Source organism: Labilibaculum euxinicum, assembly GCF_009795715.1.
GTDB lineage: Bacteria > Bacteroidota > Bacteroidia > Bacteroidales > Marinifilaceae > Labilibaculum > Labilibaculum euxinus.
The window spans coordinates 277308-303142 of sequence record NZ_WTCR01000002.1; the positions used below are offsets into that span (position 1 = coordinate 277308).

The 25835-nt window shown below is 39.5% G+C and carries 16 protein-coding genes; 14 read left to right on the forward strand and 2 right to left on the reverse strand.

Features of this window, described 5'->3' with window-relative positions:
* The first annotated feature begins 107 nt into the window (after positions 1-107).
* The 12 genes from GQR60_RS03135 (at position 108) to GQR60_RS03190 (ending at position 19993) form a co-directional block, all read left to right on the forward strand.
* The gene (locus GQR60_RS03135; RefSeq protein WP_124991533.1) at positions 108-1988 is read left to right on the forward strand and encodes an outer membrane protein assembly factor BamB family protein; all 1881 of its coding nucleotides are present in this window, start codon (positions 108-110) and stop codon (positions 1986-1988) included.
* A gap of 11 nt (positions 1989-1999) precedes the next feature.
* Positions 2000-4333, forward strand: a complete 2334-nt coding sequence (locus tag GQR60_RS03140; RefSeq protein WP_124991534.1) for an NAD(P)H-dependent oxidoreductase subunit E — start codon at positions 2000-2002, stop codon at positions 4331-4333.
* Positions 4334-4543: 210 nt separating this feature from the next.
* Positions 4544-6091 (forward strand): 2Fe-2S iron-sulfur cluster-binding protein, encoded by a 1548-nt coding sequence (locus tag GQR60_RS03145; RefSeq protein ID WP_124991535.1) that lies wholly within the window; start codon positions 4544-4546, stop codon positions 6089-6091.
* Between the two features lie 200 nt (positions 6092-6291).
* Positions 6292-7458 carry an outer membrane protein assembly factor BamB family protein gene (locus tag GQR60_RS03150; RefSeq protein ID WP_124991536.1) on the forward strand — a complete coding sequence of 389 codons (1167 nt, stop codon included), beginning with the start codon at positions 6292-6294 and terminating at the stop codon, positions 7456-7458.
* 232 nt (positions 7459-7690) lie between these two features.
* Positions 7691-8389, forward strand: a complete 699-nt coding sequence (locus tag GQR60_RS03155; protein WP_124991537.1) for an ABC transporter ATP-binding protein — start codon at positions 7691-7693, stop codon at positions 8387-8389.
* A gap of 60 nt (positions 8390-8449) precedes the next feature.
* Positions 8450-11743, forward strand: a complete 3294-nt coding sequence (locus GQR60_RS03160; protein ID WP_124991538.1) for an ABC transporter permease — start codon at positions 8450-8452, stop codon at positions 11741-11743.
* Between the two features lie 29 nt (positions 11744-11772).
* Entirely contained in the window at positions 11773-12993 is a 1221-nt protein-coding gene (locus tag GQR60_RS03165; RefSeq protein ID WP_124991539.1) for a PQQ-binding-like beta-propeller repeat protein, read from the forward strand.
* Positions 12994-13071: 78 nt separating this feature from the next.
* Positions 13072-13965 (forward strand): ATP-binding protein, encoded by an 894-nt coding sequence (locus GQR60_RS03170; RefSeq protein ID WP_124991540.1) that lies wholly within the window; start codon positions 13072-13074, stop codon positions 13963-13965.
* A 33-nt stretch (positions 13966-13998) separates the two neighbouring features.
* Positions 13999-15192 (forward strand): radical SAM protein, encoded by a 1194-nt coding sequence (locus tag GQR60_RS03175; protein ID WP_124991541.1) that lies wholly within the window; start codon positions 13999-14001, stop codon positions 15190-15192.
* A gap of 130 nt (positions 15193-15322) precedes the next feature.
* Positions 15323-16933: a polyprenyl synthetase family protein gene (locus GQR60_RS03180; RefSeq protein ID WP_124991542.1), complete on the forward strand. Its 1611-nt coding sequence runs from the start codon at positions 15323-15325 to the stop codon at positions 16931-16933.
* A 140-nt stretch (positions 16934-17073) separates the two neighbouring features.
* Complete coding sequence (locus tag GQR60_RS03185) at positions 17074-18069, forward strand: prenyltransferase/squalene oxidase repeat-containing protein (protein WP_124991543.1); 996 nt, start codon at positions 17074-17076, stop codon at positions 18067-18069.
* A 118-nt stretch (positions 18070-18187) separates the two neighbouring features.
* Positions 18188-19993, forward strand: a complete 1806-nt coding sequence (locus GQR60_RS03190) for a prenyltransferase/squalene oxidase repeat-containing protein (RefSeq protein ID WP_124991544.1) — start codon at positions 18188-18190, stop codon at positions 19991-19993.
* Positions 19994-20255: 262 nt separating this feature from the next.
* On the opposite strand, the gene GQR60_RS03195 is transcribed toward GQR60_RS03190, so the two are convergent.
* A complete protein-coding gene (locus GQR60_RS03195) occupies positions 20256-21557 on the reverse strand; it encodes an exonuclease domain-containing protein (protein WP_124991545.1) in 1302 nt (433 codons plus the stop codon).
* A gap of 207 nt (positions 21558-21764) precedes the next feature.
* On the opposite strand from GQR60_RS03195, the gene GQR60_RS03200 reads away from it, so the two are divergent.
* Positions 21765-23066 carry a M18 family aminopeptidase gene (locus GQR60_RS03200; protein ID WP_124991546.1) on the forward strand — a complete coding sequence of 434 codons (1302 nt, stop codon included), beginning with the start codon at positions 21765-21767 and terminating at the stop codon, positions 23064-23066.
* 89 nt (positions 23067-23155) lie between these two features.
* Here GQR60_RS03200 and GQR60_RS03205 read toward each other — a convergent pair whose 3' ends face one another.
* Positions 23156-24094, reverse strand: a complete 939-nt coding sequence (locus GQR60_RS03205; protein WP_160463399.1) for a TRM11 family SAM-dependent methyltransferase — start codon at positions 24092-24094, stop codon at positions 23156-23158.
* A gap of 341 nt (positions 24095-24435) precedes the next feature.
* Here GQR60_RS03205 and GQR60_RS03210 point away from each other — a divergent pair, with 341 nt between their 5' ends.
* The gene (locus GQR60_RS03210) at positions 24436-25827 is read left to right on the forward strand and encodes an OmpA family protein (RefSeq protein ID WP_124991548.1); all 1392 of its coding nucleotides are present in this window, start codon (positions 24436-24438) and stop codon (positions 25825-25827) included.
* Positions 25828-25835: the final 8 nt, after the last annotated feature.

Below are 25835 nucleotides of genomic sequence, written 5' to 3' on the forward strand. Positions count from 1 at the left end.
TTAAAGATTGAATAATAAAATGCGAATAAGAAGTTCAAAAATACTTTGCGTCCCTTTATGAAGTACTTGGAGTTCTTTGTGGTAAAACTTTTTTTGTGGTAAAAGATATGACTAACAAATTTAAAATAAATCGTACTAACCTATCCCTGTGGAAAGGTATTGCAATGGTGGCAGGAACATTCTCCTTCATAATTTGCATGTTGGTTTTGGTAAATTACATTCAGATTAATAGAATTGATCCGGTAAATACCGAAGTGATTAACAGCTTGGTTGATCGCCTGAATGATAATCCTAATGATGATCAACTGCGGGAGCAAATCCGTGAAATGGATTTGTTGGTTCGTAAAGCCTATTTCACAAATCAGTGGCAGGTAAAAGCCGGAGGATATTTATTTCTGTTTGGCATTATTGTTACAGCCATTGCTTTGCAGTTATTTTATGCAGGCAAGCGACAGTTACCTCAGATATCTGAAGAGGAAGAAGAGAATATCATTCTATTTCGAGAAAAAGCAAGGAAATGGATTGTGGTTGGTGGTTTTGGAATGGTCGGAATCACTATGATATTTGCGTTTTTAACACATAAAGAGTTAGGAAATCAATTTACTGAAGCCGCTAAAATTGCCAAAGCTGAAAAAACGGAAAATACACAATCAGATGTTCCGGTTGTTGAGGTTGTTGGAAAAGAAGAGATCGCTGAGCCTGTGGTTGAAGAAAAAGTTGCAGAAGAGTTTAAGGAAGAGACTCCAAAAGAGGAAACTCTGGTTTCGGTTGCTAAGAAGGAAGAAGTCGCCGTTGAAAAAGCGAAAACCAATTCATACAAAGGAACATATCCAACGAAAGAGATGATGGCAAACTTTCCATCTTTTCGCGGACCCGGAGGAAATGCAATTGCTTATCAAAAGAATATCCCAAATGAGTGGGATGGAGCTAGTGGGAAAAATATCTTGTGGAAACAGCCTGTTCCTATTCATGCTTATAATTCACCTGTAATTTGGGGAAACAAATTGTTCCTTTCCGGAGCAAATGCAACAAGTCGTGAAGTTTATTGCTACGATAGAAACAACGGTAAATTACTTTGGACAGCTAAAGCGGATCAAATTCCAGGATCCCCGGCAAATCCACCGGAAGTTACTCCGGATACGGGTCATGCGGCATCGACGGTAACTACAGATGGAAATTCGGTTTTTGCCGTATTCTCAAATGGTGATCTGATTGCAGTAGATATGAGTGGGAAAAGGCAGTGGGCTAAGAATTTAGGTGTCCCTGATAATCATTACGGACATTCATCTTCTTTGATTGTTTTTGAGGACAAGCTGATTGTTCAGTACGATCAGAAAAAAAACTCGAAAGTAATGGCTTTGTCAACCTCAAATGGAGAAGAAGTCTGGAAAACAGTGCGTAAGGTAAGAGTTTCGTGGTCATCTCCTGTGATTGTAAATAACGGAGGACAAGTTGAGGTAATACTTGCGGCTGATCCTTGCATTGCTTCTTACGATGCGTATACAGGAAAGGAATTGTGGAAAATAGACTGTATTACCGGTGAGGTTGGCCCTTCGGTTGCTTATGCAAACGGAATTGTTTTTGCCTTAAACGAATACGCAAGTTTGGTGGCAATAAAACCGGGAGAAAAGCCTGAAATACTTTGGGAGGCATATGATTATCTTTCCGATGTTCCGAGTCCGGTTGCTTACAACGATTTATTGTTTGTGGTGACTAGTTACGGTGCGGTTGCATGTTACAATGCAAAAGCGGGAGAAATACTTTGGGAAAAGGAGTTTGACGCAGGATTTTATGCATCACCAATTTTGGCCGATGGCAAAATATATCTGATGGATCGAAAAGGAGTAATGCACATTTTTAAGGCAGAGAAGGAATATGTGGAGCTTGCAACATCATCCTTGGGAGAAAAATCTGATGCATCGCCAGCTTTCGCAGATGGCAGAGTGTACATTCGTGGAGAGAAAAATCTTTATTGCATAGGGAAATAGATATGGAGAAGATGATCGATTTTGTAGATGGAGTTGTTGCTGATATTGGGAAAGAGCCGGATAAGGTAATTCCCATTTTGCAGGCAATTCAGGGGAAATTTAACTATTTACCCGAATCTGCTTTGAAAAGAGTTTGTGAAATTACAACCATTACAGAAGCTCAAATCACCGGGATTTCAACTTTCTACTCGCAGTTTCGTCATCAGCCGGTGGGGAAACACATTATTCGGGTTTGTGTTGGTACAGCCTGCCATGTAAAAGGGGCAAAGCAGGTATACGATGGTTTTCGCCGTGAATTGGGATTGGAAAAAGGCATAGATACCGATGCTCAGAAACTTTTTACGGTAGAGGAAGTTGCCTGCTTGGGTTGTTGTACACTCGCACCGGTGGTTCAGATTGATGCGGTTACTTACGGTCATGTTGAAACGGGTAAAGTAGCTGAAATTATAGAGGATTTTAAAAATCTGGGACCAAGCGAAGAAAAAATTGTGAGAGAAGTGACTGAAGACGGGATCTCTCAGGGTGAAATTCGAATTGGACTGGGATCATGCTGTATTGCAAGTGGTAGTTCCGGAGTGAAAGAGGAACTGGAAAAGACATTGGCTGAGAATAAGATTAAAGTAGATGTGAAACAAGTTGGTTGTGTTGGTGTTTGCAATCAGGTTCCCATGATGGAAATTCATAAAAATGGGGAAGCAGCAACCTACTATACAAAAATCAATGCAAATGAAGTCGGCGAAATCATAGAGAAGCACTTTCGCTCGGAGAATTGGATGAGTCGTTTCAAAAACCGCTTTTACAATTACGCTGAGAACTTTACTTTTTCAGATATCCCTAAAAGTTCGAACCGATACAATTCGAATGAAGAGCATACGCCAATTGCAGAGTTCCTGAAAGGACAGGTAAACATTGCAACCGAATTCCGGGGAGAAATAAAACCTTCAGATTTCGAAGAATACTTGACCAAACATGGTTTCGAAGCCTTTAAGAAATGCCTGAATGAGCTTTCTGCTGATGAGATTATTTCGGAAATTGAAAAAAGCGGACTAAAAGGTCGCGGAGGAGCTGGTTTTCCTTCTGCTATCAAATGGAAAATGGTTCAGAACGCAAAGTCTGATCAAAAATACATCATCTGTAATGGTGATGAGGGAGATCCGGGTGCATTTATGGATCGAATGCTGCTGGAATCTTATCCGTTCCGAATTATTGAAGGAATATTAATTGGTGCTTACGCTGTTGGAGCAACCGAAGGCAGACTTTACATACGGGCAGAATATCCGCTTGCAGTAAAGCGGATTAAGGAAGGCTTGAAAATCTGCAAAAGCAGAGGATTGTTGGGGGAAAATATTTTAGGTTCTGATTTTTCTTTTGAATTGAAAGTGTTTGAGGGAGCAGGAGCTTTTGTTTGTGGTGAAGAAACTGCTTTAATTGCATCGATTGAAGGCAAAAGGGGAATTCCGCAGTTACGGCCACCTTATCCGGCAGAAAAAGGATTATGGGATCAACCTACTTTGATCAACAATACGGAGACTTTCTCTTTGATTCCATACATCATTCGAAATGGTGCGGAAGCATTCAGTAAAATTGGAACAGAAAAAAGTAAGGGGACTAAAGTGTTTGCCTTAGCTGGTAAAATAAATCGAGGAGGATTGATTGAAGTTCCTATGGGTATTACGATCAGGCAGATTGTAGAAGAAATTGGCGGAGGCATTGCCAACGGAAAGCAATTTAAGGCGGTTCAGATTGGAGGTCCATCGGGTGGCTGTATTCCTGCTTCCATGTCTGATACGGCAATCGACTTTGATTCTTTGAAAGAAGTGGGTGCCATGATGGGTTCCGGAGGATTAATCGTTTTGGATGAATCGGATTGCATGGTTGATATTGCTCACTATTTCCTATCCTTTACTCAGGAGGAATCTTGCGGGCGATGCACATTCTGTAGAATTGGCACACAGCGGATGTTGGAAATCCTGCAAAAGATAAAGACAGGAAAAGGAAAAATGAGCGATTTGGATTTGCTCGAACAGCTGGCAATAAATACTCAAAAAGGAAGTATTTGTGGATTGGGAAGAACAGCTCCAAATCCGGTATTATCGACCTTAAAGTATTTCCGGCATGAATATGAAGCACACATTAACGGCAAATGCCCGTCTGGCAAATGCGAAGAGCTAATTCGCTACGAAATAAACGACAATTGCACAGGTTGCACAAAATGTGCGCAGCGTTGTCCCGTAGATGCAATCAAAGCAAAACCTTACGAATTGCACGAGGTGGACAATGAATTGTGCATTAAATGCGATATCTGTAAACAAATTTGTCCGGTAGATGCCGTTGAAATTAAATAATGAGTAAATGAGGTGTACAGTTAAGAACTACAGTTTTTTTTAGAATCTTATATCTCACATCTCTAATCTCAAAATAAAGACCTGACAGCGTTCGAAGATCCTGTCAGCGTCTTATTGATGAATGAGAAAATTAAATATAGTTAATGAGTGAATAAGGATTGAGTGCATGACAAATGAATTCTCTCATCTCTTATCTCAAATCTAAATATAATGCCAAAACTAACGATAGACAATATAGCCATCAATGTTCCCGAAGGAACAACTGTTCTGCAAGCAGCGCAATCAGTAGGAATTGAGATTCCCAGTATGTGCTATTTGGAGGGATGCAGCAATCATCCTACCTGCATGGTTTGTATGGTGCGAAACAACAAGAATCAGCAAATGCTGCCTTCCTGTGCTGCCATTGCAACCGAAGGAATGGATTTGGCCAGCGATGATGCTGAAGTATTTGAAGCACGCAAGGAGGCAATTGAATTGTTGTTGAGCGATCATGTTGGCGATTGCGAGGCACCTTGCCGTGTGGCTTGTCCGGCCTATATGGACATTCCGAAAATGAACAGATTCATTGCTGCGGGTAAATTTGATGAGGCTTTAAAGATTGTAAAAGAGGAAATTGCCCTTCCGGGGATTTTAGGACACATTTGTTCTGCGCCTTGCGAGAAAGTCTGCCGGCGTAAGGATGTCGATCAGGCAGTTTCCATTTGCCTGTTGAAGCGAATTTCGGCAGATGAAGAGGAGTCTTTCTATTTTCCGGATAATAAAGAAGCAAGTGGTAAAAAGGCAGCAGTTATTGGTTCCGGTCCGGCCGGATTATCGGCAGCCTATCATTTGGTAAAAGATGGACATACCTGCGAGCTATTCGAGAAAGAAAACCGCTTGGGAGGAAGTTTGCTTGAAGCGATCGAAAAAGGGGACTTGTCTGAAGATATCCTGACAAGGGAAATAGAAATACTGAAACAATTTGGCGTGGTTTTTCACATCGGCAAAAAAATTGAAAAAGAGAACTGGGAACAGATCAAATCCGGTTTTGACGCTGTAATTCTGGCAACAGGAAGTGGTCTTGAAAATGGGGAGGAATTAGGCTTAAAATTAGCGAAGGCTGGCTTGTGGGCAGACAGCAACGCGTTCGCTACCGATCAGCCGGGAATTTTTGCCACAGGCAGTGCAATCCGTACTCAAAAAATGGCAGTGAAAGCGGTGGCAATGGGAAAAGAAACAGCATGGTCGGTGGATGAGTTTTTGCGAAATGGAGAAGGAAAAGCAACAAAGCGGGCATTCAATTCACGACTTGGAACGTTGCGAAAAGAAGAGTTGAGTGAGTATTTGAAAGAGTCCGTTTCGGGTGATCGTGTAGAGGCAAAATCCGAAAAGGGATTTACAAAAGAGGAAGCCATGCAGGAAGCTGCCAGATGTTTGCATTGCGATTGCCGCAAATTGGACAATTGTAAGCTTCGTGTTTGTGCAGACATACACGATGCCGATCGCAGAAGATTTTCATTCGGCGAGCGAAACAATGTGGTGAAATATTGCAATCATGAGAGTATTATTTACGAGCCCGAAAAGTGCATTAAGTGCGGACTTTGCATCGAAATTGCGGGCAAACATAAGGAAGAAACAGGGTTGACCAATATCGGACGGGGTTTTACCGTTAAAGTATCGGTACCTTTTAATCAAGATATTAATAAAGCATTGACTGTTGCAGCAAAAGAGTGTGCAGAGGCTTGTCCTACGGGAGCTATATCGCTTCGCTCTAATTAGGAATTAATAGTTAAAACCTCACCCTTAATCCCTATCCTCGAGGAGAAGGGGCCGGGGGATGAGGTCAGAAACAATAATGAATTAGGAATTAAAAAGTAAGCAGGGTATTTCGACATGAAGTCCGGAGATCTTGTTTTAATTAAAGGAAAGACCTGACAGCGAACCTGTCAGAGTATTACAAATAGGAGAAGAAATTAAAAATGAAGAAATTTTCACATCTCATATCTTATATCTCACATCTTGTCAATCGACAAGCCAAAAGGATATTATTCCTGCTGGTTTTGATTATTTGTGTATCAATTTCATCTTATAGTCAAAACAAACACAATTGGCTGTCATTTCGTGGCAATTCAAGCCTTTGCGGGATAACAGAAGCCAATGTGCCCAAAGCTCCCAAATTATTATGGAGCTTCAAAACAGGAGATGCTGTTAAATCATCACCCATTATCAGTAATGGAAATATATTTGTAGGTTCTAATGATGGGAAATTGTACGCAATTTCAAAAACCGGCCAACTGAAATGGAAGTTCGATGCCAAAACATCCGTGGAAGCATCGCCATTGTATCTGGATGGAAACGTGTATTTTGGCTCTCTGGAAGGAATTTTCTATTGTTTGAATGCAACAACCGGTGAGTTGAAATGGAAATATGCGACCGATGGTCAAATATCAGGATCTGCTGCTTGGTTCTACGATAAATCGAGAAAACAGAAGAAGATTTTATTCGGAAGCTACGACTTTAACCTGCATTGTGTTGATGCAAAATCAGGCAAACTGCAATGGAAGTATGAATCTGATAATTACATCAACGGAGCCGCTTCCTGCAATGGTGAAATTGCCGTGTTTGGCGGTTGCGATGGTTTTCTTCATCAAGTGGATGTGAAAACAGGGAAGGCAAAAAATAAATTGGATATTGCCACTTATATTGCTTCATCTGTAGCTTTGGATGGAAATCAGGCGTATTTCGGAGATACCGATGGAGAATTTTTCTGTGTGGATTACGCTAAAAATCAGGTGAAATGGAAGAAAGAAGGAGCGGTTTCCTATTTGGCTTCTCCATCGGTATCTGCCAATCAGGTAATTATTGGCGCTGAAAACAGACAGGTTTACTGTTTCGATAAAGAAAACGGGAACATTCAGTGGCAGTTCAAAACCAAAAATAAAATTGAAGCATCGCCTGTAATTGCTGGTAATTCGGTAGTTATTGGTTCGGGAGATGGAAGAATATATGTATTGAATCGGAGAACCGGTCAGCAAATCTGGTCCTACGAAATCGGCAGAGCCATTGTTGGAACGCCTGCTGTGGTGGAAGGGATGATTGTTGTTGCCTGCATGGATGGAAGCATTTATGCTTTTGGTGAAAAATAAAAAAGCGCTGAAAGCCCTGAGAAGAGAGGGCACTTATGCGAAGGGCGACCATTTTATGCGAAGGGAGCCTTACTTTATTTGAAGGAAAACGATTTTATACTGATGGGAAGTAAAATACATCGAAGGACAAGTTGATTTCAACGAAGCAGGAACTGCATAGAACGAAAAAATGCTGAATAGTAGAGCAAAGATTGATATTTTAAGATCTGATTACAATAGAAAGAAATAGATTATGATTGTAGAACTAAAGAACATCACCAAATATTACCAAAACGTTGGCAGTACTGAGAAAAGAATCATATTGGATGATCTTTCTCTGGCTATCGAAAAGGGAGAATCCATCGCCATTGTTGGTCCATCCGGCTCGGGTAAAAGTACATTGCTGAATGTGATTAGTTCTTTGGATACAGCCAATTCTGGCAATGTGATTTTCGACGGGGAAGATTTATCGAAGAAAAATGAGAAGGAATTGGCCAACTTTCGCAATCAGAATCTGGGTTTTGTTTTTCAGTCGCATCACTTGCTGCCTCAGTTGAATCTGATTGAAAATGTATTGCTTCCATTTATCCCTGTAAAGGATAAAAAGCAGAAGCAGGAAGCTGAAAAAAGGGCCTTGGAGCTCTTGAATTTTGTTGGATTATCAGAATTGATTTACCAGCGTCCGGGACAAATGTCGGGCGGAGAGTGTCAGCGCACAGCAGTGGTTCGTGCCTTAATTCATCAGCCAAATCTGCTTCTTGCCGATGAACCAACCGGTTCGCTGGATAAAAAAGCGGCAGAACAATTGGGCGATTTATTGGTTAGCATTAACGAAAAGCAAGGGGTTTCTGTAGTTATTGTCACTCACTCAATGGATTTGGCCAAAAAGATGAAGAAGATTTACCAGTTGGAAGATGGAAAATTAAAACAATTAAAAATTGGCAATGAATAATACAAGATGAAGTTCATTAAAGACAACAATTATTCATTCTTAATTACTAATTGATATTACATGAATATCTTTAAATACATCACCAAAAGCCTCTGGTACTTCAGAAAGCAGCATTTCGCAGTCTTTCTGGGCACAATTGTGAGTACAGCAGTACTTACAGGAGCATTAATTATTGGTGATTCGGTAAAATACAGCTTGCACGATCTGGTCAACCTTCGTTTGGGCCAGGTGGAATATGCCATGCCTGCAGGCGATCGGTATGTTCGTGCCGAATTGGCAAAAGAGATTCAGGCAGATTTAAATGGGAATGCAGCTGCTCTTTTGCAGGTGAAAGCAATTGCAATTCAACCCGAAAATCAGACTCGCACAAACAATATTCAGGCTTATGGGGTTGATCAGGAATTTTGGAAATTCTCTTTTGCTCAGCAAATTGACCTGAAAGATGGGGAAGCAGCTGTTAGTTCGAATCTGGCAGATAAAATGAGCCTGAAAATTGGTGATGAATTTCTGTTACGGATTGAAAAGGGGAGTTTGATTCCCGCCAATGCTCCTTTTGTTTCTGATGAAGATCAGACAATCGCTTTGCGTGTAAAGGTAAAAGCCATTGCCGGAGATCACGAACTGGGTCGCTTTAGCTTAAAAAACAATCAGCTTGCGCCCTACAATGTTTTTCTTTCCAGAGATTATCTGGCCAAAGAAATGGAATTGGAAGGACGGGCAAATCTATTACTGGCAAGTTCTGCGGGCGAATCTGTTCTTTCCTTACCTGATGTAGAAGGCAGTTTAAAGAAGAACTGGAATGTGAAAGATGCTGGTCTTGAAATCCGCTCTGTTAAAGGAAAAGATCAGTTGGAATTGATTTCTGATCGTGTGTTTATCGATACTCCAATTTCAGATGAAATAGAGAAAATCGCTGTTAATCAGCAAACTCTTCTCACTTATTTTGTGAACCGAATCAGCTGTAAGGATAAAGAAACACCTTACTCGTTTGTGTCAGCCATCAATGGTGATTCACGTCTGTCTGATCTGTCTGATGGGGAAATGATTATCAATCAGTGGTTGGCTGAAGACTTGGGTGTCAAAGTAGGAGATTCAATATCTCTGGATTATTTCGTGATAGGAGCCTTGAGAGCCCTTGAAAAGCAAACGCAGACATTTGTTGTTAAGGAAATTTTGCCTTTGGATAGTGATTTGCTGGATCAAGACATGATGCCATCCTTTCCGGGACTATCAGATGCAGGTAGCTGCAACGAATGGGAAGCTGGGGTTCCTGTTGATTTTTCAAAAATCCGTCCGAAAGATGAAGACTACTGGAAGCAGTACAAGGGAACTCCCAAAGCACTTATTTCACCGACAAAAGCAGTTGAATTGTGGAGCAATAAATATGGAAAATATACTGCTTTCCGATTTAATGAAAAGGAATTGAGTCAGAATGACTTAGAGAAACTCATGCTTTCGGTAATGAATCCTAACTTGCTTAATTTGAGTTTTGTATCTGTTCGTGATGCTGGTGTTTTGGCAGCAAATAATATGGTCGATTTTGGAGAGTTATTCCTAAGTCTTAGCTTTTTCATCATATTTGCAGGAGTCCTTTTAACCATCCTAATTTATTCTTTAAATCTCGATAGCAGAAGTCAGGAAAATGGGATTCTCCTGAGTTTGGGCTTCCCTAAATCTCAAATACTGCCAATTAGAGTCTACGAATCATTAGTGACCGTAGTTGTTGGAGGATTGGTTGGTGTTTTAGGCGGTGTTTTATACAATCAGCTGCTATTAAAAGCTTTAAATTCGGTGTGGACTGATGTGGTTCGTACCAACATGCTGAATGTTCATCTGCGCGGAACGACATTGTTTACAGGTTTTGCAATTGGCTTGGTGGTGGCTATGCTTTGTATTTGGTGGCTTACACGTAAAAAGCTAAAGAAAACAGCAAGCAATTTAATTCAGAATACAACCGATGAAAATATCTTTGCTAAAGGCAGTCGTATTTCAAAATTGATCGCATTGATCTCTATTCTTGGTGCTGCAGCTATAATTACGTATGCATTTGCATCCTCTTTGGATCAAAATGCCGAATTATTGCTGTCTGCAGGAGGTCTCTTTATGATTGGAGCCTGTGCTTTTGTTCACATGTATCTGCAAAAATTGAGTTCAACCAGAAGTAGTAAAACCCCTTCCTTATTGCAGCTGGCAATAAAGAACAGTGCACGCAACCGCAGGAGAAGTTTGGCAAGTGTAGCATTATTGGCTCTGGGTACATTCTCTGTTCTGATTACAGGAGCCAACCGCAAAACATTCTTCAATACCGAAAATGCGGACAAATCGGGTACAGGTGGTTATGAATATTGGATAGAAAGCACGATGCCTGTTTTATTTGATCTGAATACTGCAGAAGGACTTGAGAAAGCCGGATTTTGGAAAGGTGATATCGATTCCACCGCACAATTTGTACAGTTCAGAGCCTTGGAAGGTGATGATGCCAGTTGTTTGAATTTAAATCAGGTGCAGAAACCCAGAATATTGGGATTTGATCCTATGCTTTTTGATAAAAAGGATGCTTTTTCATTCGCGGCACTTGCTGCGAATGTGGATTCAGAGCATCCATGGCAGGCCTTGAATAAAGATTTAGGAGAAAATGTGATTCCTGCTTATGCCGATCAGACAGTTATTGTTTGGGGACTGAAAAAAGCAGTTGGCGATACTTTGATCTATCAAAACGAATTCGGAAAAGACATCAAACTGGTACTTATGGGAGGTTTGAACAATTCCATCTTTCAGGGTAACATCTTAATATCTGATAATCAGTTTCAAAAACATTTTCCGTCAATTAGTGGGTCAAAGATATTACTGATTGATTCACAGAATGATAAGGATGATCAGTTGATGCAAGAGTTTGAAAATAATCTTCAGGATTTGGGCGTTTCAGGAATGAAAACTTCTGATCGTTTAGCCGCCTTTTATTCGGTTGAAAACACCTACTTAAGCATGTTCATGTTTTTGGGAGGCTTGGGAGTAATCATCGGAACCATAGGCTTGGGAATTGTATTAATGCGAAACATTTTAGAGCGCAAAAAAGAATTGGCTCTTCTTTCTGCAATCGGTTATCAGCAAAAGAGTCTTTTTAAACTGTTGTTTTACGAGAATCTGTTTTTATTGCTTGCCGGATTGGCTTGTGGATTAGGCGCGGCACTAATTGGAGTACTTCCATCACTGTTATCTCCGTCATTTCATATGCCGGTAGGATATATCCTGACATTGCTGTTCGGTATTTTAATCAGTGGATTGATCTGGATTTGGATTCCTGCGCGACAAATTAAAAAATACAATATCGTTGAATCATTAAAGAATGAATAAAACTAAACTATCATACAAAAACTATCCAAATGAAAAATTTAAGCATTTTATTAATTGCAGTACTTTTTTTTGCTTGCAATTCGAAATCGAAAAAAGTGAGCGAATGGAGAGGTGAGAACCGTTCAGGAATTTATAACGAAACTAATTTACTGAAAGAATGGCCTGCTGAAGGTCCGGAGTTGCTTTGGGCTATTGATAGTATTGGCAATGGCTATGGTTCACCGGTAATTTGTGAGAATACAATATATTTAAATGGTGAAATTGATAGCCTTGCTTATCTGATATCTCTTGATTTGCAGGGAAATATACTTTGGAAAACTGAATTTGGAACAGATTGGATGGAAAACTTTATTGGAAGTCGTTCAGCTCCAACCGTGGTTGATGATTTGGTATATGTAGCCTCAGGAATGGGTGATATTGCTTGTATTCATGCTGAATCAGGAGAATTGAAGTGGAAAGTGAATATGTTGGAAAAATATGAAGGCAAGAATACTCGTTTTGGATATTCTCAATCTTTATTGGTAGATGGCGATTTGGTATTTGCTGCACCTGGTGGGGCCGAAAACAATATTATTGCCTTAAATAGATTTACCGGTGAAATGGCGTGGACTAACCCTGGAGTTGGTGAGATTTCTGCTTATTGTTCTCCATTGTTGTTGGAATTTCCATCTCGGAAAGTTTTGGTAACTTTCTCAGACAATGCTTTAATGGGTATCGAATCGCAAACAGGAAAACTATTGTGGACAGAACTGCAGGATACGCTTTGCGATATTAATGGAAACACACCAATTTTTGAAGATGGTTACCTGTATTACGTTACCGGATGTGGTAATGGAACCGTAAAAATGAAAGTTTCTGAAGACGGAAGTCAAATCACGGAAGTGTGGCGAAATAAGGAATTGGATAACATTATGGGGGGTGCTGTAAAATTAAATGGCAAAATCATCGCATCAGGTCATCGCAAGAAGGTTTGGAAAAGTGTAGATGCTGAGACCGGAGAGACTCGGGATACATTAAGTTTTGGTCGTGGATCTACCATTGCTGCTGATGGAATGTTGTACTGTTACAACGAAAGAGGTCAGGTTGGCTTGGTAAAGGTAACACCTGAAAGTATGGAGTTGGTAAGTAAATTTAAAGTGACCAAAGGAACCAAAGAGCATTTTGCCCAGCCGGTAATCAACAACGGAGTTTTGTACATCCGTCATGGAGACGCTCTGTTGGCATATGATATTAAGGCAATTAGCAATTAACAGGTTCTTCATTAAAAGGTAATTAGTAAGCAGCTATTAGGTTGGTAAACTAATTACCATGTACTAAATACGAATAAAATGAGCAAACAAATATTTATTTGCGGGTGCGAGAAGGATGGAAAGATCGAAAAATCTTCGGTTCAGAAGTTGATTAGCACTCTGGAAGATAGGAATATAGCTTATACCTATATCGAGGACATGTGTGGTACAATTTTGAAGAGCCCGGATGATTTGGAAAGTTTGTACAATGCAAAAGATGCTATTGTTTTTGGTTGTCAGACTCGTGCGATGAAACATTTAGTGGACAACTCAGGACGAAACGCAGATGGGAATGGCACAGAATATCATCATGTGGAGGAAGAAGGTAGGGATGAGCTTATTTCAGCATTGGAATCGAACACCGGAGCACCTTTAAAAATAAAGTATTCTGATTCTTGGAAACCATGGTATCCGGTAATTGATTACGAGCGTTGCAACGGATGTCGCAAATGCCTGAACTTTTGTTTGTTTAGTGTATATTCTGTTGAGGATGACGGAACTGTTGTGGTTTCAGCTTCGGCGAATTGTAAGGATATGTGTCCTGCTTGTGCCCGTGTTTGTCCTCAGAATGCAATTATTTTCCCAAAGCACGCCGAAAGTCCAATAGATGGTGGCGAAGGTGATGGTACCGAAAATGAAAAGACAGATATTCTGGAACAAATTCAGAACGATGATGTTTATTCTGTTTTAAGTGCCCGCAGAAAGAATTTTCAGGTTTCTTTATTGAAAAAAGATCAGTTCAAAATGGCGGAAGAGGAGCGCCGGGCTTGCTGCAGTGGAACTGATAAAAAAGAGGAAGAAAAGAAAGCTGAAAAATATGACTGCGATTGCAATTGTAAGGATGATTCGGAAAGTAAATGCGATTGCAAAGATGGTGATTCGAATTCATCTTGTGAATGTAAAGACGGTAATTCAAAATCGGGCTGTTGTTAGTTCTTCAATCTATTATTTAAAATCTATTAATTAATGATATTTTCTCTCGGAACAAGAATACTAAAACAGGTGGATGCCCGATTGCTTTGGAAACTTGGCTGTAATTTGGGATGGAAGGGAATGAAAGCAGTTTCGAAACACAAGAAAAGACTGAAGAAAGGTGAGCTGTATCCTGCTTTCATGATGATTTCGATTACTGATAATTGCAATCTAAATTGTCAGGGTTGTTGGGTAACAATTAACAATCAATCCAAAGGAATGGATATGGAAACTCTCAACAATATCATTGTTTCCAGTAAAAAGAAAGGTTCTTATTTCTTCGGCTTATTGGGAGGAGAACCTTTGATGTATCCTCATTTAATGGAGGTGATTGAACGGCATCCCGATTGTTATTTTCAGATGTTTACCAATGGTACTTTACTGACTGATGAAGTGGCGCAAAAGCTTCGGAAACTGGGTAATGTATCACCTCTAATTAGTGTGGAAGGTCTGCAGGATGTGAGTGATATAAGAAGAGGAGCCAATAATGTATATGGCAGAACCATGACAGGAATTGAGGCTTCTACCAGGAATAAATTATTCACCGGAGTAGCTACAAGCGTATGCAAGTCCAATTTTAAGGATTTGGTAAACGAGGAATTTGTAAATTCCTGCATCAAAAAAGGAATTCACTATCTGTGGTTTTACATTTATCGTCCGGTTGGTGAACGTCCAACTACAGATTTGGCTTTGTCTGAGGAAGAGATTTTGGAATTACGTCAATTTATGGTTGATATCCGGGTGAAAGCTCCTTTGATGATTATCGATACGTATTGGGATGAGAAAGGGAAAGCCATATGTCCCGGAGCTTTGGGATTGTCGCATCATATTAACCCTTACGGAGATATCGAATTTTGTCCGCCAATTCAATTTGCAGGCGAAACGGTTGGCGATGGATCCGATATTGCCAATATCATCGAGAATTCGAAATTTATAGGAGGCATGCGAAAAGGCATCAACGACTGTACCCAAGGATGTATTTTATTGGATAATCCGCAGGAATTGCACAACATTCTAAAAAATGTAAATGCCTATGATTCATCGAAAAGGAATGCCTCATTTAAAGAATTAAATAAGATGAAGCCTTGTGCAGGTCATCACATACCAGGAAAAGAAATTCCAGAGAAAAGTTGGGTTTATCGATTTGCAAAAAAGCATTCTTTCTTTGGCTTTGGAGCATACGGATAGGCGAATTAGGAATTAATAATTACGAATTAAAAATATTGCAGTTTTTAAAGTCCTTCTCCTTTAGGAGAGGGATTTAGGGTGAGGTTCTAAACCTTGCTAATTGTTAACTGATCACTGTTAATTGTAAAAAATGATTTTAAAAAACAACCAGCCAAATATAAGCTTCGGAAACGATTTGCCTCAGCATTCTGAAAAGTTGAGGCAGATTCGTGATTTGATCAGAGATTACGCTGCTGAATGCGAATTGATACCGCCTTTGCAGGAAGAAGAAGTCATTTTTCATTCCGGTGAATTGATCAGCAAGCATCCCGAGTTGTTTTTGTATCAAAAGCTTTTGGCTGTAATGATTAACAATTATGCATGGAGTCATATTGTTGCCGGAATTCCTTTTAACCGCAGAATTCTTTTATTGCCTAAGTGCATTAGTCACTCTACTCAATGTCCGGCAAAGTACGATGAGCTAGGCTTACTTTGTGAGCAATGCGGTCGCTGCGATTTGGCTGAAATCATTTCTCAGGCTGATGAATTGGCCTATCACACCATTGTTACTGAAGGAACTACTTCTGCTAGTTTACTTTTATCTTCAGGTCAGGTAGAATGTGTGATTGGTGTAGGTTGCCTGCATTCTTTCGAGCGTTCGTTTCCGTTGGCAGTAAAAGAGGCTGTTCCATCTCTTGCAATTCCTTTGTACAATAATAATTGTAAGGATTCTAAAGTGGATAAAATCTGGTTGGATGAAGTGCTTTCCATGCGCAGTGAAACAAATTGGAAAGGATGGATTGATCTGGATTCCATAAAATCAGTAGTAAAAGATTGGTTTTCAACAACTCAATTAAAGTCTCTTTTTGGACAGGATGATGATACTGTGGATATTGCAGTTCGTTGGATGGAGACAGATGGAAAACGCTGGCGACCGATTATCATGCTTGCGGTTTATAATGCTTTAAGCGGAGATACCTGTGAATATGACGAAACGATTCAAAAATTGGCCGTTTCCATAGAATGTTTTCACAAGGCTTCCTTGATTCATGATGATATTGCTGATGAAGATGATGAGAGATACGGAAAACCAGCTCTTCATAAGGAATATAATATTCCTGTGGCCTTGAATGTGGGAGATTTATTGTTAGGTTTTGGTTATCAGTTAATCGCTGAATCGGAGGCAAAACACATTCGAAAATTATTAAAAATTGCTGCTTACGGACATCGGGATTTGTCGCTGGGACAAGGAGAGGAGCTATTGTGGAGAAACCATGAGAAACTGCTTTCACAGGAAGAGATTCTGCGTATTTTTAGCAACAAAACTTCTCCCGCATTTGAAGTGGCACTGCAATTCGGCGCAATTTTAGCAGATGCTGATGAAGCTGTTTTAAATATTATATCGGAGTATAGCAAGGCTTTGGGTATCGCATATCAAATTAATGATGATTTGGATGATTTCAGGCAAAAAAGGATTGTCAGTGGATTTAATACCGTTCAGCCATCATTGGTTTCAACTCTTTTAAACCAAAAGCATCCGGAAAAAATGCAGGAATGGTTCGAACGAACCCAAAATGGAGATGAAAGCATCAATACAGAGTTTTTACAATGGTCTGAGACTAAACAGGCAATGAAGGAGGCTGAAGAAATGCTGAATATTTACAAGCGAAATGCTCTGAAAGCCTTACGATCATTAAATAATCCAACATTGAAAATATTATTGACGCGGCTGGTGAATCGGATTGTTCCGGAGAATTCATAAACCCCCAACCCCCTAAAGGGGGCTATTGACTTACGAATTGTATTTTTAAAAGTCCCCTTCAGGGGATTTAGGGGTAAAAAATAAGTAGAATTCAGTATTGTTTTAAGTACTAATTACTCTTAAACAGCAAAACTTAAAAGATGTTCCAAAATAAGCAAATCACTAAAAGCTGCAATCAATTCATACTCGAAGCACTTCTAAAATCAACAGAAGTACTAAGCGATGACGCACAAAATCAGATAAAATCCTTTTTGGGTTCTCAGAAAAGCGAAGCGGGTGGATTTATGGATCGAGCCGGAAAGGCAGATCTGTATTATTCGGTGTTTGGTTATACTTTGTCCCTGATTTTAGATGTTAAACTGGATGTTTTGGAAGAACGAAAATATCTAAAAAGGATAAAACAAGAAGGAAACCTGGATTTTGTACATTCAATGTGTTTTGTTCGATGCGATTTCTTGCTGCATCTGATTGATTTGCAGCAAAGATCCAGATTGTCTGCTTCTAAATTTCTGACTATTAGTTTTGCGAAAGATTTTGTTCATGGAAGAGTAGTGAAATCCCTGCGGAATAATTGCTCTCAATTGTTATGGGAATTGGAGGAATATTTAGCAAGCGACAGCGGATACAATCACAACAAAAAAGGTGCAGCCAAATCTACCATTTACGCAAATTATCTGATGTGGACCCTTTATCAGGACTTGCAAACCGAGCAGGACGTTTTGGATGAGATCACAGATGCAAATAGATTATTAAGAGCTGAAAACGGCTCATTTGCCAATGAAGAGAACAGCATTGATGGTGTGACTTCCTCCACTGCGGCCGGACTGATCATGAGTTCAACCAGTGAGTTGGAAGAAATGCTGAAAACAAAGGACTGGCTGAAACAAATGCTCACCAAACGAGGAGGGTTCAAAGCAGCAGAAGGTGTTCCTCTTGCTGATTTGTTATCTACCTCAACCGCATTGCTTGCTTTGCAGTTAACGGGAGAAAATATGCAGAATTATGCCGAAAATTCCGTAAATTTCATCAATCTGCACTGGGACGAGTCCGGCGGTTTTTTCGGCAGTATTGCCGATATGACCTGTGATGTAGAATATACCTACTATGCGCTTTTGGGCTTAGGAGTACTTTCTTAAGTTATGAGTTATGAGTTATGAGTTATGAGTTATGAGTTATGAGTTGCGGATTTCATTGTCATCCCGGGGAATCTATTAAATTTGAAGATATTCTTATTACTTGATATTTATTTAAAGAATGACACCAAGCTACGACGATATACAATCCCTCAAACAAAAACTGGATGCTCTCATTATTTCTCTTCGGAATGAGAAGGGATTTTGGGATGGCAGGTTGTCAAGCAGTGCTCTGTCAACGGCAATTGCGGTATTTGCATTGTGGAAGTACGATCCAAAGAAATACAATTTCCATATCCAAAAAGGATTAAACTGGTTGGTGAACAATGCCAATTTGGATGGTGGATGGGGAGATACCATTCGAAGCAAAAGTAACTTGAGCACAACACTTTTAACCTGGGCTTGTCTATCCATTGTGAAAAATGATCCTATTTATGCAGATTGCATTCATAATGCTGAAAATTGGCTGACTGACCGATTGAAAACACTGGATCCCGAATCAATAAGTACTGCAATTCTCAATCATTATCAGAAAGATCAGACCTTTTCGGTTCCTATTTTGGCCATGTGTGCGTTATCCGGCAGACTGGGAGATAAAGGCTGGGATTTGGTGCCGCAACTGCCTTTTCAGATGGCGGTTTTTCCAGATCGCCTGTTTAAATTGCTGAACCTTTCTGTAGTAAGTTATGCCATTCCGGCTTTGATAGCTATTGGATTGGTGAAATCAGTAAATACCAAAGCAAGCAAACCCATTGCTAGTTTAAATAAATCGGTAAAAGCAAAGGTGTTGAAGGTACTGGCAGAAAAGCAACCTGATAACGGAGGATTTTTAGAGGCTGCACCGCTAACAGGATTCGTTCTCATGAGTTTGGTGGGATCGGGAGAGAAAGAGCTTGAGATTTGCTCTAAAGCGTCTGATTTCTTGAGTAAATCCATTCGGGAGGATGGAAGCTGGCCGATTGATACACATTTGGCTACTTGGGTGACTTCCTTGTCGGTAAATGCATTGGATGATGAGAATTTAGCAGGTTTGCCCGAAATGGAGAAGACAGTGAACTATTTTCTTGATCAGCAACTGAAGGCAACACATCCTTTTACCAAAGCAGAACCGGGTGGTTGGGCATGGACCCACCTTCAAGGCGGAGTGCCGGATGCTGATGATACTTCGGGAGTGTTGGTTGCCTTGCATCGTGTGAAAGGGTTTCAGGACATTCCAAAGAAAGTGGTAGAAGATGGAATAAACTGGTTGCTGAAAATGCAGAATTCGGATGGCGGCATGCCTACATTCTGCAAAGGCTGGGGAAAATTGCCTTTTGATTGCTCCTGTCCTGATATTACGGCTCATGCCATGAAAGCACTTGCTCTTTGGAATAAGGAAATGGATCCGGAAGTAAGAGCAAAAGTTCATGCCTGTTTCAGAAAAGCCTGGCGGTATATAAAATCAATACAGCAAGAGGATGGTTCCTGGCTGCCACTATGGTTTGGGAACGAAGATGATGCAAAACATCACAATCCGGTGTATGGAACTTCCATTGTTTTGTATTCCCTAACCTGCATTGAATCAGTATGTATATTCGGATTAGGTGAAGTGAAAATTAAAGCAGTTGATTTTCTTCTTTCTACTCAGAATGAGGATGGTGGATGGGGCGGAAATGCTTCGCTGATTTCTACAATTGAAGAAACTTCGCTGGCAATTAGAGCCTTGAGTGGTACAGATAACTGGCCGCAAATAAGCAAGGGGATTAATTGGCTGCAACAAAACTTACCCAATGATTTATCTGAAATTAAAGCCACACCTATTGGTCTCTATTTTGCTTCCCTTTGGTATTTCGAGGATATGTACCCTTTGGTATTTGCGGGTTCTGCATTAAAAGAAGTGATGAACGTAATTGCGAATTACGAATTGGAAATTAGGAGTGTTAATTAGCAGACTTCTTACGTAAATTAAATTTTCCCTTTTGGAATACCTGACAGAGTTAGAAGATCCTGTCAGCGTCTGATTTTATAGGAAAAGTCATTATAGAAACCTGCACGGCAAAGAACTGATCTATTTTTAAAACACCCCTCTGTCCTTCGCTCCCGAAAGCTTTCGGGATCCCCTGAAAAGGGAGAATTCTATCTAATAAGGTTATGGCTATAGTGGGTTTGATAATCGATGCCTTACAGTGGTTTTAATTTGTAATTCCTAATTATTCATTACAATCTACAGTCACTCCAATCATCTCCCAAAAAATCTTTTCATCCATTACATTTACATGATATTCCATGGCTTTACGGTTTTTGCGGCCTTTTGCCGAGAAAGAATCTACCTGAGCGGTAATCAGGTAATCAACATTTTTGGAAACTACCCGTTTTACGATTAAACCACGTTCTTTTACCAATTGCTGAGCCAATTCCCGATCGATACGTTGTCCGTTTATTTTGCAATTTAAATGACCGGAGAAACAAACACTTTTTCCTTTTAATGATTTTAGCTGCTTTTGAACGCCTGGAGTAGTGATTTGGATCTTAGTCCGTTCATATTCTATCAACAATTTCAGATCCTTTGGCAGAATGCACAGCAATTCAGAAACCAGATTTATATCTTCCATTTCGGTATTGGTCAAAATCTCATCGAGCAGGTAAATTCGAATTAACTTTCGCAAATATTCCTCGTGAATTTCCATGACCTGATCTTTGGATAGCTTGTAATCCGAAGCCAGTTCTACTAATGAAACGATTTCTCTTTCGCTAAGAATACGATCGGCAAGTGCACGGTCCAGAACGTTTAAATATTGACGTACAGGCACTGAATCTCCGGCATTGGATGTCAATCGGTTTAATAGGTCGTAAAGTCTCGTTTTTTGAATATTTGCAATGTTTCTTGCCTCTTTGCGCTTGATGAAAATATTACGTTCTTTCGGACAATCTTCAATAGTAATAACATATAGAAAGTCTTTTACAAAATCTTCTATTTCAAATTGCTGGTTGTACAGGTTTTTAAGGATAGAGAAAAGCTTTGCTGTTGCCAATGAATCAGCTTTAGCGGTATGTCGTTCTGATAAATCGATGTCGTAATAAATACATAGCTGTTCCAGGCGGCGCAAGCCAGATTCAGGAGCAACCAAATTGGCCAATTTTAGGGTGCAGATGCCTTTAAAATCAGTAAGTTCTCCATTTAATGCAGGTTGTAAAAAACGGATGGCAAAATCGAGGTCGTGAGCAACCAGTGTTTTGCCGTTTAGCCGGGATAAAATATCCGGTGCAATTTCCGAAATGGAAGGAGCATTTTTTACCATTTCATCCGTAATGCCATGAATTTGGAAGCCTTCAATATCTTTTCCGGGGTGAACCAATGTTTCGTAACTATCGAGAAGCTCGCCGTTCCAATTTACAGTTTGAATGGCCAGTTCGATTAAATGATCGCCGTGTTGAGGTGAAATACCAGTAGTTTCCAGTGAAATAACGGCAAATTGATGCTTGTAAAGTTCCAGTATAGGGTCGCTTGTCATGGGTTGATTTGGCTTAGTTTTTTTTGATTGGTAACAAATATAATATTATTGAAGAAATTATGACGGGAATTATGAGTTATGAATGAGAAATTATGAGTTTAAGTTTACATGTAAGTGTATTAATAACTCATCATTTATAATTCCTAATTCTTAAAAATAATGTAGTTTTGAGACTCAGAAATAGAAAACACAAAATAAACATACACTATGAATATCGACAAACAACAGGCACAGGAACTGATTGATTTTATTCATGAAAGTCCGAGTACTTACCATGCTGTAAATAATATCCGTGAAGAATTAAACGAAGCAGGATTTCAGGAATTGGATCTTCGTGAAGAATGGACTCTTGAAAAAGGAGGGAAGTACTTTACAACAAAAAATGGTTCAGCTCTTTTTGCTTTTGTAATTGGTAAGGGGGAAATTGAAGAAGAAGGTTTCCAATTGATTTGTGCACACTCTGATGCGCCCGGTTTTAAGATCAAACCAAATCCGGAGATAGCAGTAGAAGGAAATTATCTGAAGCTGAATACAGAAGTATATGGCGGCCCGATTTTACGAACATGGATGGATCGTCCGCTTTCCATTGCCGGCAGAGTATCTGTAAAATCAAACGATCCGTTGAATCCGGAGCATTTGTATGTGAAGGTTGACCGCCCCTTGATGGTGATTCCAAATTTAGCCATTCACATGAATCGTGAGGTGAACGAAGGTGGTGCATTAAACAAGCAAAAGGACATGCTTCCATTGCTGGCCATGATAACTGATGATTTGGAAAAGGACAATTGTTTGGTAAATCTGATGGCTGAGGAGTTGAAGATTGATGCAGAAGCCATTATCGATTTTGATATTAGTTTATTCGAAGTGGAAAAAGGCTGTATTCTGGGCTTGAATGAGGAGTTTATTTCTGCACCCAAACTAGACGATTTGGCCATGTCGCATGCCGGATTAAAAGCGTTATTGGCCTCAGGCGAATCGAAGAAAACCAGAATGCTGGCTATTTTCGACAACGAAGAAGTGGGAAGTGTAACCAAGCAGGGAGCTGGCTCGCCTGTCTTGCGTCATTTGCTGCAGCGCATTGTTTTTAAACTGGGAAAAGACATGGAAGCCTTTCACCGGGCTATTTACAATTCTTTCATGATTTCTGCAGATATGGCTCATGCCGTTCATCCAAATGGTTCAGATAAACACGATCCAACCAACCGTCCTTACATTAACAAAGGACCGGTAATTAAGATTCATGCCAACCAAAAATATACTACCGACGGCGATTCGGGAACCGTATTCGAAAGCTTGTGTAAAATTGCCGAAGTTCCTTACCAAAAGTTTGTGAACCGTTCCGATTTAGTGGGAGGCAGCACACTGGGTAATGTTTCAACGGGTCAGATTGATATCCGTACAGTAGACATCGGAAACCCTATGTTTGCTATGCACTCGGTTCGCGAAACGGGTGGTGTTAAAGACAATGTGTACATCCGTAAAGTATTTACAAGCTTTTTTGGATTGTAGCAAAAACCAAAATATAAGAAAAGGCAGCATATTAGTGTTGCCTTTTTTATTTTTACGAAGCTTGCACTCTGCGCAGGAGCTTTATCCTCTTAATTCTTTTCACAAACCCATATTTTTCGGGCGAAATTTCCCTTTCTACTTTTACTAACGCTGCAACAATCTGATATCCTGAATCCGGTGTTGCTGATTAAGTTTGTAATATCGGAGGTAGATACAATAACAAGCCGGTCTGTGATTTCTGCTGTCGACTCAATAATGTGTAAGATATCAGCATCAGTTGCATTGGTGAACAGATTATAGGGCAGGTCGATAATGGCAGCTTCATACCTATTGCTAATGTCTTTAATATCCGAGTGATATACATTTGCAGTATAGTTGAAGTGGGAAAGATTTTTTCGGGCATTCTTACATGTCTTTTCGTTAATGTCGCAACCCTCAATGTTATTTCCTGCAAAACAGGCTTCCAACATGATTGTGCCAACACCACAACATGCATCCAGCAGTTTTTTTTCTTTGTTTGCCTTTGCTGCAATATTAACAAGAGCTTTGGCAATATTTACACCTATTGAGTTACTGAACGAGCATGGTTTTTGCTTGTGTTTGTGCCAGGCTATGTTGTTTTTAATCGAAACACCAAAATACCAAACACCCTTGCAACAGCACAAAGCATAAGTAATTGTTGGGTTGTAATAATCATGAACACCTTCAATTCGGTAGCCAATATCCCTTAACTTATTTAGCCTGTCGGTATACTCAGTTGCATCACCGTCAACAACTAAATATTCAACTTTGAAACCTTCAACGCGTATATTTTCCTTTTTTATTTCATTCAGTAAGGTCGGGTAATCTTCAGAACATGAAATAAGTTCAAGTCTGTTTTTAATGAAAGCACTGCTTGAAGGATCTATTTTTAGATCGGAAAAAAGCAGCTTGTTCTTTTCTTCCTTGTTAAAAATGTATCTCGATTCGAGCGTGCACAACTCCCTTTCGGTACTATCACAATTAAAGGAATATAGATATTTGTTCATCTGCATATTTTTTCACCTTACATGCAAAGATGATACTATAAAATCAAATCCCATCTTTTGTTCCTGATATTCTTTTCTCTGTGTGATTTTAGCATAGCTCCTTTGCAAAAGGTAAAGAGCAGAGTTTACACCAAATTGGTGAACCGTTCCCATTTAGTGGGAGGGAGCACACCAGATAATTATAAATACAATGTATCTCATTAGTAAGTTTTTAAAGAAAATAAATTAAAAAACAAATAGTTTAACAAAAACTATAATTTATGTTGCGGTTTCATCATTAAACGTACCAATTCAATATATTTATTTATTTTTACGCAACACAAACATAATTCCATTTTATAATGAATAAGCTCTACCTAAAGCATCTCATAGCATTGAGTGTTATTTTCACATGGTTTGGATCATCTGCCCAAGTTCAGAATATGGTACTTAACCCTGGTTTTGAAGTGTATGAAAAATGTCCGGAAAGTTACACTTTTATGGACCACACACATAAATTAATTCCTAACTGGACCTATCCAACAGCTACTACTCCCGATTATTTCAATGAGTGCGGCTCTAATGAAGTAAAAGTACCAGATAATTTTGCAGGATACAGCAAGGCTAAATCTGGTAAAGCTTACGTGGGAGCTATTTTAAGTGGAAGTAACCGCGATTTCAGAGAATACATTCAAGGTACCTTAAGCAGCTCTATGCAAGCTGGTCAAAAATATTGTGTTTCATTTTGGTACAAATTAGCATCTGGAAGTAAATTTGCTGTTGATCAGTTGAGTATGCATTTTACAGATTCAGAAACAGAGAATGACAATAAAACATTTTTAAACTTAAAGGCGCATTTAACGAACAAAGAAGGTTTATTTTTAGACAATACAGACGAATGGGTACAGTTCTGTCAGGTATATACAGCTAAAGGAGGTGAGGAATTCTTTGTTGTGGGTAACTTTAATAACTATGATAATACGAACTATGTAGTTACTGGCCGTGATACTAAAAACAAAAAAGGCAAGACCTATGCTTACTACTTTTTCGACGATTTTGAGATTTGTCCGCTGGTTGATTGTAAGATGTGTGCATCCGTTCCTAAAGATTTAGCAACCGTGGTTATTGATTCTTCTTACACAGGAGGTCTGAATCCGGTTACAGGTCAAATCAGTAAAATAATAAATGATGGTAGCATTAGCTTAAAAATATCAGGAGGAGAAGCTCCTTATACTATTGATTGGAGCAACGGAACAAAAAATGCAGAAAAAATCCAAAACCTAAAAGCAGGTACATATACTTACCATGTAAGTGATCAAAACAATTGCCACTCGGAGGGTACTGTTGTTTTTAAAGAGCCCCTGCTGCCTAAAGATGCTTTTACCGAAGGATTAAGAAATATTGAAGAAGGAGGTGCTCTTATTTTAAATAATATTTTCTTTGAAACGGGTAAAAGTACGCTTTTGCCAACTTCATTTGAAGAACTTGATAAAGTAGTCGGTTTTTTAAAAGAAGGAACAGTTAGTTTGATTGAGATTAGCGGGCACACTGATGATGTGGGTTCTGATGAATTAAATCAAAGTTTAAGTCAGCAGCGGGCAGAGTCTGTGGTTCAGTATCTTGTTGGCAGAGGAATCAATTCTCAAATAATCAAAGCTGTTGGGTATGGAGAATCTAAGTTTTTAGATACCAATAAAACAGAAGTCGGACGATCAAAGAATCGTCGTGTGGAATTTTTAGTGCTCAAAAAATAAACTCTTAC

Excerpts from the sequence above, each read along its gene's own strand:
- GQR60_RS03135 (WP_124991533.1), top strand. The coding sequence starts at position 108 with ATGACTAACAAATTTAAAATAAATCGTACTAACCTATCCCTGTGGAAA.
- GQR60_RS03140 (WP_124991534.1), top strand. The coding sequence starts at position 2,000 with ATGATCGATTTTGTAGATGGAGTTGTTGCTGATATTGGGAAAGAGCCG.
- GQR60_RS03145 (WP_124991535.1), top strand. The coding sequence starts at position 4,544 with ATGCCAAAACTAACGATAGACAATATAGCCATCAATGTTCCCGAAGGA.
- GQR60_RS03150 (WP_124991536.1), top strand. The coding sequence starts at position 6,292 with ATGAAGAAATTTTCACATCTCATATCTTATATCTCACATCTTGTCAAT.
- GQR60_RS03155 (WP_124991537.1), top strand. The coding sequence starts at position 7,691 with ATGATTGTAGAACTAAAGAACATCACCAAATATTACCAAAACGTTGGC.
- GQR60_RS03160 (WP_124991538.1), top strand. The coding sequence starts at position 8,450 with ATGAATATCTTTAAATACATCACCAAAAGCCTCTGGTACTTCAGAAAG.
- GQR60_RS03165 (WP_124991539.1), top strand. The coding sequence starts at position 11,773 with ATGAAAAATTTAAGCATTTTATTAATTGCAGTACTTTTTTTTGCTTGC.
- GQR60_RS03170 (WP_124991540.1), top strand. The coding sequence starts at position 13,072 with ATGAGCAAACAAATATTTATTTGCGGGTGCGAGAAGGATGGAAAGATC.
- GQR60_RS03175 (WP_124991541.1), top strand. The coding sequence starts at position 13,999 with ATGATATTTTCTCTCGGAACAAGAATACTAAAACAGGTGGATGCCCGA.
- GQR60_RS03180 (WP_124991542.1), top strand. The coding sequence starts at position 15,323 with ATGATTTTAAAAAACAACCAGCCAAATATAAGCTTCGGAAACGATTTG.
- GQR60_RS03185 (WP_124991543.1), top strand. The coding sequence starts at position 17,074 with ATGTTCCAAAATAAGCAAATCACTAAAAGCTGCAATCAATTCATACTC.
- GQR60_RS03190 (WP_124991544.1), top strand. The coding sequence starts at position 18,188 with ATGACACCAAGCTACGACGATATACAATCCCTCAAACAAAAACTGGAT.
- GQR60_RS03195 (WP_124991545.1), bottom strand. The coding sequence starts at position 21,557 with ATGACAAGCGACCCTATACTGGAACTTTACAAGCATCAATTTGCCGTT.
- GQR60_RS03200 (WP_124991546.1), top strand. The coding sequence starts at position 21,765 with ATGAATATCGACAAACAACAGGCACAGGAACTGATTGATTTTATTCAT.
- GQR60_RS03205 (WP_160463399.1), bottom strand. The coding sequence starts at position 24,094 with ATGAACAAATATCTATATTCCTTTAATTGTGATAGTACCGAAAGGGAG.
- GQR60_RS03210 (WP_124991548.1), top strand. The coding sequence starts at position 24,436 with ATGAATAAGCTCTACCTAAAGCATCTCATAGCATTGAGTGTTATTTTC.